The organism is Clostridium sp. CAG:43 (assembly GCF_000434655.1).
Classification (GTDB): Bacteria; Bacillota; Clostridia; order Lachnospirales; family Lachnospiraceae; genus Otoolea; species Otoolea fessa.
Genome location: NZ_FR895042.1, coordinates 1 through 12,973 on the forward strand (window position 1 = coordinate 1; position 12,973 = coordinate 12,973).

The 12,973-nt window shown below is 50.0% G+C and carries 12 protein-coding genes; 4 read left to right on the forward strand and 8 right to left on the reverse strand.

Annotated elements, in window-relative coordinates; all coding sequences use genetic code 11:
* Positions 1-1,460, reverse strand: a 1,460-nt coding sequence (locus QVO97_RS03400; protein WP_288188788.1) for a hypothetical protein, incomplete at its 3' end; no start/stop codon positions are given.
* Positions 1,461-1,495: 35 nt separating this feature from the next.
* Complete coding sequence (locus tag QVO97_RS03405; RefSeq protein WP_022358997.1) at positions 1,496-1,912, reverse strand: hypothetical protein; 417 nt, start codon at positions 1,910-1,912, stop codon at positions 1,496-1,498.
* A 213-nt stretch (positions 1,913-2,125) separates the two neighbouring features.
* Between QVO97_RS03405 and QVO97_RS03410 the strand changes: the two genes are divergently transcribed.
* From QVO97_RS03410 to QVO97_RS03425, 4 genes are all read left to right on the forward strand, one after another.
* Entirely contained in the window at positions 2,126-2,875 is a 750-nt protein-coding gene (locus QVO97_RS03410; RefSeq protein WP_288188789.1) for a LytR/AlgR family response regulator transcription factor, read from the forward strand.
* On the forward strand, positions 2,872-4,218 hold the full coding sequence (locus QVO97_RS03415) for an ATP-binding protein (protein ID WP_022358999.1): 1,347 nt from the start codon (positions 2,872-2,874) through the stop codon (positions 4,216-4,218). Before QVO97_RS03410 ends, QVO97_RS03415 begins: the two co-directional genes overlap by 4 nt.
* Positions 4,219-4,304: 86 nt before the next feature.
* A complete protein-coding gene (locus QVO97_RS03420) occupies positions 4,305-4,700 on the forward strand; it encodes a Fur family transcriptional regulator (RefSeq protein ID WP_022359000.1) in 396 nt (131 codons plus the stop codon).
* Positions 4,701-4,978: 278 nt separating this feature from the next.
* Positions 4,979-5,521 carry an NADH peroxidase gene (locus QVO97_RS03425; RefSeq protein ID WP_022359001.1) on the forward strand — a complete coding sequence of 181 codons (543 nt, stop codon included), beginning with the start codon at positions 4,979-4,981 and terminating at the stop codon, positions 5,519-5,521.
* 131 nt (positions 5,522-5,652) lie between these two features.
* Here the strand turns inward: QVO97_RS03425 and QVO97_RS03430 are convergent, their stop codons facing one another.
* From QVO97_RS03430 to carB, 6 genes are all read right to left on the reverse strand, one after another.
* A complete protein-coding gene (locus QVO97_RS03430) occupies positions 5,653-6,237 on the reverse strand; it encodes a GNAT family N-acetyltransferase (protein WP_022359002.1) in 585 nt (194 codons plus the stop codon).
* Positions 6,238-6,351: 114 nt separating this feature from the next.
* On the reverse strand, positions 6,352-6,477 hold the full coding sequence (locus QVO97_RS12690) for a hypothetical protein (RefSeq protein WP_369678376.1): 126 nt from the start codon (positions 6,475-6,477) through the stop codon (positions 6,352-6,354).
* 79 nt (positions 6,478-6,556) lie between these two features.
* Complete coding sequence (locus tag QVO97_RS03435) at positions 6,557-7,363, reverse strand: guanosine polyphosphate pyrophosphohydrolase/synthetase (RefSeq protein WP_022359003.1); 807 nt, start codon at positions 7,361-7,363, stop codon at positions 6,557-6,559.
* 94 nt (positions 7,364-7,457) lie between these two features.
* Positions 7,458-8,642 (reverse strand): LL-diaminopimelate aminotransferase, encoded by a 1,185-nt coding sequence (locus QVO97_RS03440; protein ID WP_022359004.1) that lies wholly within the window; start codon positions 8,640-8,642, stop codon positions 7,458-7,460.
* Between the two features lie 19 nt (positions 8,643-8,661).
* Complete coding sequence (locus tag QVO97_RS03445) at positions 8,662-10,281, reverse strand: CTP synthase (RefSeq protein WP_022359005.1); 1,620 nt, start codon at positions 10,279-10,281, stop codon at positions 8,662-8,664.
* A gap of 147 nt (positions 10,282-10,428) precedes the next feature.
* Positions 10,429-12,973, reverse strand: a 2,545-nt coding sequence (gene carB / locus QVO97_RS03450; RefSeq protein WP_288188794.1) for a carbamoyl-phosphate synthase large subunit, incomplete at its 5' end; no start/stop codon positions are given.

Below are 12,973 nucleotides of genomic sequence, written 5' to 3' on the forward strand. Positions count from 1 at the left end.
TATGTACCCTTTAATGAATTTTCCCCTTTTACTGTTAAATTTAATTTTGCCTTTCCTTTCAGAAGAATTCCGGCTGCATCATCTATAATATCAGTGCCATAGCCAACATTTACATCTTCAATTGTCAAATTTACTGTAACATCATCAATTACAATACCACCTTCGATTTTCCGGCCTTCCGATAATCTCTTCGTCGGATGATAGGTACCAGTGATCGTCTTTCCATTAAACCAATCCACATTTTTTTCATTAATCACCAGATAATTTTCGTTCAAATTATACGGTACATCTGACAGCAGCGCCATGCCCGCGTCCCCTACCATCACATAAATCTCCGGCAGGTCAGCCGTATCCGCCACTTCAAATTTGCCTAGTTCCTCCGGCAATACCGCGCTATACACATACACACGGCCATTATATTCCTGGTTCTCCTCAGCATAGCCCGCCCAGGTCTTCGTCGAAGTCTCGACCGGCTCGCCGTTTTCGTCAAATTCCTCGAAATAGTCTTTTTCGGAAATGCCGCCGTGAAACTCCGAAAGGTCACTCTGCTCTTCGTCCAGTTTCCAGGTTATGCCGGAGATCTGCCAGACTGCCGTTTCCGCCTCTGTATCTTTCTCTGTGTCCTTATCTACTGCTTCCACCAGATGCACGTTCTGGCTGTCTTCCGCCAGCGTTTCATCCGCCTCTTCCAGCTCAACCTCCAGTGTATCCGGCAGAACGATATCGCTTTCTTTCGCGCCAAGAGGCAGCTTCTGCACCGCAACCGCCTCATCTAACTCCGAAAATCCGATGATCGCCGGACCTTTTTCCTCCGGAAGCACCGTCACCTCGATGCGCGGCAAAAAGCCGGTATCCAGTTCATAGCGGCTGCTTTTCAATTCCGCATCAAACACATAGATACCCGGTGTTTTTCCATCGTATGTATCTTTCTCACTGAATGTCTCATCCAGCACCCAGCGGACCTTGACTTCCTTCCAGTTTTTATCGGTTTTCGTCCCGTCCGCATCGGATGGGGATGCTTTCTGCTCAGTGTCATCCTCCCCTATTTCCGATTTTTCTATAACATCTACCTCAGATGGGGACGCTTTCCGAACTGTACCATCTGTTTCAGATGAAGAAAGCGTCTGAGACCTTTTTTCTGTTTCCACTTCACCGTCTCCGCTTTGAAGCTCCGACGGCGTAGCAATCTTTTCCGCACCATCTTTATCTTCTGCACTGTCTTCTTCATCCGGTGCTTCTTCCGCCAAAACCCGCACTTTCAGCTTGTCCGGCAGCTCCAGATCCTTATATTTCGTTCCATACGGAACCTCCTGATGCAGGATTTCATCCGAAAGCTCCTTCACTTCCTCGATATACTGCACCGAACTGCCTGCCAGCGCCTGCGGGTGCCAGTCACATGTATTCCATATCATTACCGCCGCCAGCGCCGCTGCCAGGGCACGCTTATATTTCTTTTTCATGCTGTTTTCCCTCCATCTATTCTGAACGAATTTTTCTATTTCAGTCTGTTTCCCACTTGAACAAAATACTTTTTCTTCCGATCCAGCAGGCTTTCGCTGCACGCCGCCAGAAGTTCTTCTAATTCTTCTTTTTTCGTCGGAAATACCCCGAATGCGGTCACATGGAGCCGCCAGGATTCAAGGGCATTGTCCCGGCCGGAAAGCCAGATTAAGGATGCCGCCGGGTTATTTTCCCGGATTTTTTCTACGATTTCCACTCCCTGTCTGCCCTGCACGGACGCCAGCATAATGAGGTAGGGATTCCCCTTTACAAAGTGCAGATATGCGTCCAGATCGCTGATATACGTGTGAATCATCGGCCATCTGCGGTTTTCAGTCAAAATTTCACACAGCATTTTTTCCAGACCTTCAATGTCGGCCGGTTTTTCTCCATATATCACTACCCGTACCATATTCCACCTGCCTTTTTTGATTTGTTACTTTTCACACACCGTTATTGTTCACGCATACGTGCCCAGTAACGGATTTTCATTTACATTTCGGGTCATAACTTTTATACTATAAACATACCAAATGAGCAATTTAATGAAAACCACATCGACGCAAACGGTCAAACCTCGACCTAAATGGTCACGGTTTTGAATAAAGGAGGCAGTTGAGCTTTGATGCATTTTGCGATTGTTGAAGATTTGAAGATAGATCAGAATCATCTGATTCATTTGATACAGGAGAACTTGGAGAAGCATGGGGAAACGGCGCACTTTGACTGCTACGAGAGCGGCGAGGCGTTTCTGGAAGCGTTCCGTCCGGGACTTTTTAATGCGGTTTTTATGGATATTATGCTGGACCGGAACGGGCGCAATGGCATTGACACGGCGCTGGAGCTTCACAAGAGCGCAGAACGTCTCCCGATCGTTTTCACCACATCGGAACGCGATTATTCGCTGCAGGGTTACCGTGCCCATCCGCTTGATTATCTCTTAAAACCGGTTGAGGAAAAGGCGCTTGCCTGGTGTCTCGATGAGATCCGGACATTTCTTGCCGCGCCTGCCTACATCGAAATTCAGGCGGCGCTCGGACGGGGACAGTCATCCACGCAGCGGATTCTGCTTGATGATTTTCTGTATGCGGAGACGCAGAACCACCGGCTGATCATCCACACCAGTTCCGGTGACACCGCCACACGGATTTCTTTTTCGGAGCTGATGGCACTGCTCCCGAAGGGCAGACGTTTTTACATGAGCGGACGCGGGCTGCTTATCAATTTTTCACAGGTTGCCTCGGTGGACGAGGACGGTTCTGTCCATCTGAAAAACGGCAGCTGCTTTTTCTGTAGCCGCCGGAAGAAAAAAGAGACAAAAGAAGCATTTGCAACCTACTTATTTGACACATTGCGGAAGGGAGGTACTCTATGAACTGGTCTGTGTTTGGCAAGGCATTTCTCTGTGAAACAGTCTATGCCATTCCTTTTTTTATTTTATCGATTCTGCCATTTAAAAAGCAGCTGCGATTTCCGATCAAAATCCTGATTCTGTTCATTTTTATCGGTCAGCTGCTCCAGTCCTCCCTGTATACCTACCTGATCAGCCACGGTAAACCGACCCGCGTCACCGACACGGTATTTACCCTCGTTTCCCTGGCGATCTATTTTTTATGTGTGAAGGCTAATTTCTGGAAACTTCTGTTTCTGGGAGACTTCATCCTGAATTATTTTGTCACGGTCCGCGGCATCTGTTTCTTTCTGGAAAGCCGTCTATTTTACGATCCCAGCATTACCTATTATTCACTCCGTGATGAAAGCCTGCTGCTCATCTCGATTCTTCTGCTTCTGACGCTCCCGCTCGGACTCAAATTTATGAAAAATGCTACGGAACGCGTTTTTCAGGTAGACAGCTCCGCATTCTGGCAGAAAGTCTGGTTTATTCCATTTTCATGTACCCTGATTATCTGCGCATATAACTTTGATTTAAACATTGATACCGTCCGCAAGTTCCGTTTTATCCTCACGCGGCTCTGGCTCTTTGCCATGACAATTCTCATTTACTATGTCCTTTTGGAAGCGCTCAATGCAGTCCGCCAGCAGGCGCAGCTGGAAGAACGCGCGGCGCAGCAGGACACGCTCCTGGCGATGCAGTACACACAGTATCAGCAGCTTTCCCGCCACATCGAAGAGGTACGGGAGGCGCGCCACGACCTGCGCCAGCACTTAAATCTCATCGAGCATTACCTGCAGAGTGGGAAAACGGAGGATCTGAAAGCCTATATCGAACAATACCGCATGACGCTTCCGCCGGACACCGCGCGGACCTGGTGTGAAAATTATGCGGTCAACACGGTTATCAGCTATTACGGCGAGGAGGCGCGCAAGGCATCGGTCGATTTTTCGGTCCGCATCCAGCTTCCGCCATCTCTCCCGCTGCGTGAGCCGGAGCTCTGCTCGATCTTCGGCAATCTTCTGGAAAATGCCCTCGATGCCTGTCGGGAATGTACGGACAGCGCGCCGTTTATCCGCATCTGCGCCCAGGAGGATGCCAGTCACATCGTGATCGCCGTTGACAATACCTGCTGCCATCCGCCGATCGAGGAAAATGGACGGTTCCGCTCGACCAAACATGACGGGCTCGGCACGGGAACCGCCTCCATCCGTTCGATCGCGGAACGGTATCAGGGCGTGGCGGATTTCCGGTATGAGGACGGGATCTTTTATGCATCAGTGATGTTGAAATTTGATTCTAAAATTTCTCACGGAAATCCTTGAAAAAAGATTGACTTTCATCGCGCCAGGACGCATAATATAAATAATAATCATTATTAATATTATTTAGAAAGATTGGAGTGTCGCCTATGAAAACCTTAAAATACAGCCGTCAGCGCGAATCGATCAAAGCCTGCCTGATGAGCCGGAAGGATCATCCGACCGCCGACGCCCTTTACACCAGCATCCGGGAACAGTTTCCGAATATCAGCCTTGGAACCGTTTACCGCAATTTAAACCTGCTGGTTGAGTTGGGCGAGATCCGGAAGCTGTCCTGCGGCGACGGCACGGATCATTTCGATTATGATACATCCCCACATTACCACTACGTCTGCCGCCAGTGCGGACGGGTCATGGATATTCCGATGGAAGCAACCAAGGAGCTGGAGACAGCCGCCAAAGAATTTGTGCTGGGAACGATCGACGACCATACCGTGTTTTTCTATGGGATATGCGATGAGTGTCTGAAAGGGGAAAGGCGCTGACCGGGTATGAATACATCACCAGCGAAAAAGTTCTGAGAATATCCGGGTTATCGATAAAAATGAAAAAAATAAGAATTATTTCTATTTTTCCATTGACAAACGCAGGAATCTATGATATCTTAATATCAGTAATCATTACTGATTTCATTTAAGCCAAATAAACGATTTCGTTTTAAAAGCTCCTATGAAACAGAATGGTTGCAAGCAACTTTACTATCTATTTATTGTTTCTATAAAACACGAAATTAAAAATTTATTTTAGAAAAGGAGAATTGACTATGAAGAAATTTGTCTGTACAGTATGTGGTTACGTATACGAGGGTGAGGCTGCTCCGGAGAAATGTCCAGTATGCGGCGCTCCGGCTTCCAAGTTCAAAGAGCAGTCCGGCGAGATGACCTGGGCGGCTGAGCACGTAGTTGGTGTGGCACAGGGTGTCAGCGAGGATATTCTCGAAGATTTAAGAGCTAACTATGAAGGCGAGTGCAGAGAAGTTGGTATGTACCTGGCGATGGCACGTGTAGCTCACAGAGAGGGCTATCCGGAGATCGGTCTGTACTGGGAGAAGGCAGCTCACGAAGAGGCTGAGCACGCTGCTAAGTTTGCAGAGCTTCTCGGCGAGGTTGTAACTGATTCCACCAAGAAGAACCTGGAGATGCGTGTAGAGGCTGAGCACGGCGCAACCGAAGGCAAATTTGACCTTGCAAAACGTGCGAAAGCTGCTAACCTGGATGCAATCCATGACACCGTTCATGAGATGGCTCGTGACGAGGCTAGACATGGCAAGGCATTTGAGGGTCTGTTAAAGAGATACTTCAACTAATCTGAGTGAATGAATGGACAGCGCATTACGGCGCTGGTGAATAAAAGAGAACGGATGAGGGTGTGTGAAAATGGAAAATTCCTTTTTCACACGCCCTGTTTATTTTATGCAGATTTGTTTTATGTCTCTGTTCAAAAAGACGCCAAAATCATATCCACCGTCTCCTTCTCCATCTCCCCAATCGGAATCATCTCCGCCGGTACGTCCTCATATGGCAGCAGCGCTTTCTCATACCAGGTAACATCGTGCCATTTTCCGCTCTTATAGCCGGTATTTTTGCACACGCCCATCGTCCGGAATCCGCATCCGTTATGCATCGCATCGCTCTTCACATTCGGGCTTGTCACCAGACTGTAGACTGTGTGGACGCCCTGTGCCTTTAAAAGCTCTAAAAGCACCAGAAGCATCCGTTTGCCGATGCCCTTCGACGTCACCCGACTGTCCAGATATTCAGAAAGTTCCGCATTCCAACGGTACGCCGCGCGCTCAAGCTGCTTATGCCCATATGCATAGCCAATGATTCTGCCCGTTTCATCCTCGCAGACAATCCACGGATATTCTGCCGTGATCGCCCGGATGCGCCCCTCAAATTCCTCCAGGGACGGCAGCTCCGTCTCAAACGTGATCGGCGTGTCCATATATTGTGCATAAATTTCCAATATCGCAGGTGCATCGGCGATAGCGGCCAGACGCAGGCGGCAGGATGTATGGTCCATAAACTGGTTCCTCCCTATCATTTTCGGTCATTTTTCCTTTACAGGCAACTATATATGAATCTTCTCGTTTCGTCAACTATTCGCAACCGGATTCATGCCTGCCCGTGAACTACCTCAATCCACCAGCTCATTCTGATGCCTCGACAAATGCTCATATGGTAGAATCAGCCGCCCCCGGTACAGCCCGCAGCCGTCATTGACAAGGTCGTTGTTGATTGCCGTAAACATATTGACATCCACTTCAGCTAAATTGAGCGATACCAGGCGCTGGCAGCGTTCATATGCCTCATCAAAATAAATACATGCACCTTCCGGTATCTCATCCCGCCTGGCCCGCTCGCCCTCCTGGCGCTTTCCGCTCGCCCTCCTGGCGCTTTTCGTAGCTTAAATGATTGGCCACGCCGATCTCCGCGATATCGTCCATGTGCTTCGTGCGAAGCTGTACCTCCACGTAGCTTCTGGAACAATTATCGTAAAACGTAATATGCAGAGACTGGTAATCATCCGAACTATTTCCGCAGACATAATCACGGTAGTACGGCCTTACCTCCTCATCCATCAACGGGGAGGTACTCTCCTTCACCCCGTAAGCCGGTTCCGCCGTAAACCCGCGTTCCTCCAGAAATCCCGGAAGTTCATTCGCAATCTGGTAGAGGTACCGGATATCTGCCTCCTGCTGCGATTCCCCCGGTTTCAGGTAACACTTCGGCAGTGAAATCACGATCCGGTACGCGATCAGGTCGCGGAAACAGCTCAATCTCTGCTTCAAATCGAAGATTGACGGAAATGTCTTATGTTCCGTGTAACAATCATAGATATACTCGACGATATATCCATTAAATTTCGCCTCCGAGCGGATCAGCGACTTGATTCTTCCCTTAAAGTTAAATGCCAGAAGCGGATATTCCTTTGCCATATGAATATAAAATTCCCGGATCTTCTGTGACTGGGTCGTCAGGAAATCATTGTGTTCCAAAAGTTCCCGGATCTGAATCAGGAAATTTGCATGTATCAGGTCTATCTCATTGTTTGTCTGTTTTGCCTCCGCTTTCAAATCCCGGCTGTAATTCTTTAAAATCTTAAACATCGTATCGCCGGAATACAGATAATCGTTTAAGGTCACCATGGTCCTCACCTCCCTGCTGCAGCAAAAAGGGGACGGTGCATAGGATAACAATGCCCCAGATGCACCAGCCCCCTCATTTATAAAATAGAGCTATTTATTTTCCGTAAACCTTCTTGATCCGCTCCATTGCCTCTTTTGTATTCGCAGTCGTACCAAATGCAGTCAGACGGAAGAATCCTTCTCCATTCTTACCAAATCCGCTGCCCGGTGTGCCGACCACATTTGCCTTGGCAAGCAGATCGTCGAAAAACTCCCAGGATTTCATGCCGTTCGGGCACTGCATCCAGATGTACGGTGAATTTTCGCCGCCGATGTGCCAGATGCCAAGCTCTTTTAAGGTCTCTGTCATGATCTTCGCATTGGTGCGGTATACGTCCAGGTGCTCGCGGCACTGTGCCATGCCCTCCGGTGAAAGAGCTGCCTCTGCGGCGCGCTGTACCGGGTAGGAAACGCCGTTAAACTTGGTTGTCTGGCGGCGCAGCCACATCTTGCGGATGGAAGAACCACCGCGCTCTAATTCAGACGGAACCACGGTATAGCCACAGCGGGTTCCGGTAAAGCTTGCCAGCTTCGAAAGGGAGCAGAACTCGATCGCGCAGGTCTTGGCGCCCTCAATCTCAAAAATACTTCTCGGAAGCGCCGGATCTGCTACGAAGGACTCATACGCCGCATCAAATAAAAGAATCGCATCCTGCTCGTTCGCATAGTCAACCCACTCTTTTAACTGCTCACGGTTGTACACACCGCCAGTCGGGTTGTTCGGGGAGCAGAGATAAATAATATCCGCTTTCTGTCCCTTCGGAGGCATCGGAAGAAAGCCATTTTCCACATTGGCATCCATAAATACGATCTTTCTGCCTGCCATCACGTTCGTATCCATGTAAACCGGGTATACCGGATCCGGGATCAGGACCGTGTTGTCCGCATCAAAGAGATCGAGGATATTTCCGACATCACTCTTCGCGCCGTCGCTGATGAATATATCCTCCGCCGCCACCTCAACCTTGAAGGACGCATAATACTTCTGAACTGCTACGCGCAGAAAATCATATCCCTGCTCCGGACCATATCCATGGAACGTAGCCGCCTTGCCCTGCTCCATAGCTGCTTTTGCAAATGCGTCAGCTGCTTTCTGGCAGATCGGAAGGGTTACGTCACCGATACCCATTTTGATTACTTTTGCCTCTGGATGGGCTTTGGTGTACTCATCTACTTTTTTAGCGATGGTGGAAAACAGATAGCTTTCTTCCAGATTTTTATAGTTTTCGTTGATCTTCATACTTTATTTTCTCCATATTTTAAGAATTTTTTTCCTTTACCTCCAGAGCCGCTTTCACAAACTCCCGGAAGATCGGATGTGCGCGGTTCGGGCGGCTCTTGAACTCCGGATGGTACTGAACTCCCAGATAGAACGGATGTCCCGGAATCTCCATCGCCTCTACCAGCGTACCGTCCGGAGACTGTCCGGAAAAGATAGCGCCATGCTCCATATAAACTTCCCGGAACTTGTTGTTAAATTCATAACGATGGCGATGTCTCTCTTCGATCAGGCCTTTTCCATACGCTTTCATCATCAGCGTATCCGGACTGATGCGGCACGGATATGCACCCAGACGCATCGTTCCGCCCATGTCAGCCAGATCCATCTGCTCTTCCATCAGGGCAATGACCGGATGCTTGCTGTCCGGCGCAAACTCGGTTGAGTTCGCATCCTCATAACCTAACACACCTCTGGCAAATGCGATCGCCGCGATCTGCATACCAAGGCAGATGCCAAAGTACGGGATATTGTTTCTTCTCGCATAATCAGCTGCCGCAATCATGCCCTCGATGCCTCGGATGCCGAAGCCGCCCGGCACGATGATACCGGTTGAATCGCCCAAAATTTCCGGTGCCGTCTCCGGGGTGATCGTCTCGCTATCCACCCAGTTGATCTCCACCTGCGCGCCATTTTCCCATCCGGCATGGTGCAGGGATTCTACGATCGACAGATAGGAGTCGTGCAGTTTGACGTACTTGCCGACCAGGGAAATCTTGACCGTCTTGCTGCTGTTCTTGATGCGGTCCAGCATATGTTTCCACTCCGTCAGATCGCACTCCTGCGGCGCTTTCTCGATGCCCAGCTCGCGAAGCACGATCTTGGCAAGTCCTGCTTCCTCCAGCATGATCGGCGCCTCGTAGAGAACCGGAAGGGTCAGGTTCTCGATGACGCAGTCCTCTTTGACGTTGCAGAACAGTGCGATCTTGCGGAAAATGGACGGATCGTCCACCGGACGGTCACAGCGCGCCACGATGATATCCGGCATGATGCCGAAGGACTGCAGCTGTTTGACTGAATGCTGGGTCGGTTTGGATTTATGCTCGCCGGAAGATTCCAGATACGGAATCAGGGTTACATGGATGAAGAGGCAGTTGCTGCGTCCCGCCTCGCAGGACACCTGGCGGATGGCTTCCAGGAACGGCTGTGACTCAATATCGCCGGTCGTTCCGCCGATCTCTGTGATAACGATGTCCGCATCGGTCTTTTCCTGCACGGAATAGATAAATGATTTTATCTCATTTGTGATATGTGGAATTACCTGTACCGTCTCGCCCAGATATTCGCCGCGGCGCTCTTTATTTAACACATTCCAGTAGACCTTACCGGTCGTCAGATTAGAATAACGGTTTAAATCTTCATCAATAAAACGCTCATAATGTCCCAGATCCAGATCCGTCTCCGCACCGTCGTTTGTTACGAATACTTCGCCGTGCTGATACGGGCTCATGGTTCCCGGATCGACGTTGATATACGGATCCAGCTTCTGCGCTGCTACCTTAAATCCCCGTGCCTTCAAAAGACGTCCCAGAGACGCTGCTGTAATACCTTTCCCCAATCCCGATACAACACCGCCTGTCACAAAAATAAATTTTGCCATCTGCTTTTCCTCCTCTTCCTTTCTTTGAAATTAATCCACTTTTTCCGTCATATATGATTCTGTCAGATTTTGCCTTCACAAAAGATTTCAGCCTGCATGGATTCCGCAACCCTCAAAACGCAGAATCCATGCAGACCATCGTTCTTTTTAGTCGTTCTCATGCTCCTGAAGAACATAACCCGGAATCTGGATTTCTTCCGGTTTTTCCATCTGGCTCAGCTCTTTTCTAGCCGCTGCACCATGTGCAATGTGCGCGATATCTACCAGTTCAACGTTGTCCTCGTTGTACTGGCTTTCCAGTGTCAGCGCCAGGACAGCCGCGGTATCAAGCGATGTCAGGCACGGAATACCAAGCTCGACTGCCTTTCTTCTCAGGCGGACACTGTCGCGTCCCGGCTGGCGTCCCGTCTTGGAAGTGGAAATTACATAGCTGATCTTTCCTTCTTCCAGCAGGGAAATGGTCGTCTTCTCGCCCTCTTTGGCTTCCTTCGGCTTCTTGACTAACGTTGAAGAAATGCCGACGCTGTTTAACCGGCTTGCAGTACCGGAGGTCGCGTAGATGTGGAATCCCATCGCCACGTACTCTTTGACCAGTTCGCGCAGGTCGCTCTTATCGGTATCGCGGACACTGATTAAGACGCCGCCCTCGCGCTTCATCGTATATCCGGCCGCTACCAGGCCTTTGAACAGCGCTTCCTCCATCGTCCGGGCGATACCCAGTACCTCGCCGGTCGATTTCATTTCCGGTCCGAGCTGTGTATCTACGTTGGACAGCTTCTCAAAGGAGAAGACCGGAACCTTGACTGCGTAGTACGGAGAGCACGGATACAGGCCTGTCTCGTAGCCCATGTCAGCCAGCTTCTCGCCCATCATGATGCGGGTTGCCAGATCAACCATCGGCACGCCGGTTACCTTGCTGATGTACGGCACGGTACGGGACGAACGCGGGTTGACCTCGATGATATAGATCGTATCCTCATGCAGGACATACTGGATATTGATCAGGCCTTTCGTATTCATGGACAGCGCCAGACGGATGGAATAGTCCACCAGACGGTCTTTCTGGCTCTCGGTCAGCATAAATGCCGGATATACCGCGATGGAGTCGCCGGAATGGACGCCCGCACGCTCGATGTGCTCCATGATACCCGGAATCAGAACCGTTTCGCCGTCGCAGATCGCGTCGACCTCCAGCTCGGTACCCATCAGGTATTTATCAATCAGGATCGCATTCTCAATCTTGTGTGAGAGAATAATCTTCATATACTCATGAATATCGGCGTCGTTGTACGCGATAATCATGTTTTGTCCACCTAATACATAGCTCGGACGCATCAGAACCGGATAACCCAGATGATTTGCCGCCTGGATTGCCTCATCCTCAGTGTAAACGGTCTGACCCGCTGCCTGTTTCATATTTAATTTTTTCAGCAGAGCTGCGAAACGTCCGCGATCCTCCGCCATATCGATGCTGTCTGCCGGAGTGCCGAGAACCGGAATATTGTTCTCTACAAGGCATTTTGTCAGACGGATCGCTGTCTGTCCGCCAAAGGCTACAACTGCGCCGATCGGCTTCTCGATCCGGATGATATCCAGCACATCCTCCGGTGTCAGCGGCTCAAAATACAGACGATCTGCTACGTTGAAGTCGGTGGAAACGGTCTCCGGGTTGTTATTTACGATGACAACCTCATAACCGGCTCTCTTTAACGACCATACGCAGTGAACAGAGGCGAAATCGAACTCGATACCCTGACCGATACGGATCGGACCGGAACCAAATACCATAACAACCGGTTTTCCGCTTGCATTCTCTTTAATAAATTCTTCTGCCTCATCTTCCTCGCCGAAGGTGCTGTAGAAGTAAGGGGTACTTGCCGTAAACTCAGCGCTGCAGGTATCAACCATGCGGTAGCATGCCGGAACATGCTTGATTTCCGAAAGCCCGGTCATCTCCTTGATGACTGCATCCGGGAATCCGTTCTGTTTGGCTTCCATATAAAGCGCATCGCTCAGAGTCTCAGACTGCATCCGGCGTTCCAGGGACAGGATATGCATCAGTTTATTTAAGAACCACTCGTCGATCTTGGTCAGCTCATGAATCTCGGCAACGGTCACGCCGCGCTTGAAGCTCTCATAGATTGCAAACAGACGCTCGTCATCCTGCGCCAGAATTTTTTCTCTCAGCTCTTCCACACTCATCGGCGCCAGTTTATTCATGTTCAGGCTGTTCTGGGAGATCTCCGCGCCGCGGACTGCCTTCATGAGCGCCTGCTCAAAGTTGCGGCCGATCGCCATAACCTCGCCGGTTGCCTTCATCTGGGTACCCAGCTTCCGGCGTCCGTAAACGAATTTATCAAATGGCCATTTCGGGAATTTAACCGTTACATAGTCAAGGGCCGGCTCGAAGCATGCCATCGTCTCGCCGGTTACCTCGTTCGGGATCTCGTCCAGATGATAACCGATCGCAATCTTGGTTGCCACGCGGGCAATCGGATATCCGGTTGCTTTCGAAGCAAGGGCGGAAGAACGGGATACACGCGGGTTTACCTCGATAACGGCATATTCAAAGCTCTCCGGATTCAGCGCAAACTGGCAGTTGCAGCCGCCCTCGATGCCCATCGCCTGGATAATATTCAGCGCTGCGGAACGAAGCATCTGGTATTCCTTATCCGCCAGCGTCACAGCCGGT

Excerpts from the sequence above, each read along its gene's own strand:
- QVO97_RS03405 (WP_022358997.1), bottom strand. The coding sequence starts at position 1,912 with ATGGTACGGGTAGTGATATATGGAGAAAAACCGGCCGACATTGAAGGT.
- QVO97_RS03410 (WP_288188789.1), top strand. The coding sequence starts at position 2,126 with ATGCATTTTGCGATTGTTGAAGATTTGAAGATAGATCAGAATCATCTG.
- QVO97_RS03415 (WP_022358999.1), top strand. The coding sequence starts at position 2,872 with ATGAACTGGTCTGTGTTTGGCAAGGCATTTCTCTGTGAAACAGTCTAT.
- QVO97_RS03420 (WP_022359000.1), top strand. The coding sequence starts at position 4,305 with ATGAAAACCTTAAAATACAGCCGTCAGCGCGAATCGATCAAAGCCTGC.
- QVO97_RS03425 (WP_022359001.1), top strand. The coding sequence starts at position 4,979 with ATGAAGAAATTTGTCTGTACAGTATGTGGTTACGTATACGAGGGTGAG.
- QVO97_RS03430 (WP_022359002.1), bottom strand. The coding sequence starts at position 6,237 with ATGGACCATACATCCTGCCGCCTGCGTCTGGCCGCTATCGCCGATGCA.
- QVO97_RS03435 (WP_022359003.1), bottom strand. The coding sequence starts at position 7,363 with ATGGTGACCTTAAACGATTATCTGTATTCCGGCGATACGATGTTTAAG.
- QVO97_RS03440 (WP_022359004.1), bottom strand. The coding sequence starts at position 8,642 with ATGAAGATCAACGAAAACTATAAAAATCTGGAAGAAAGCTATCTGTTT.
- QVO97_RS03445 (WP_022359005.1), bottom strand. The coding sequence starts at position 10,281 with ATGGCAAAATTTATTTTTGTGACAGGCGGTGTTGTATCGGGATTGGGG.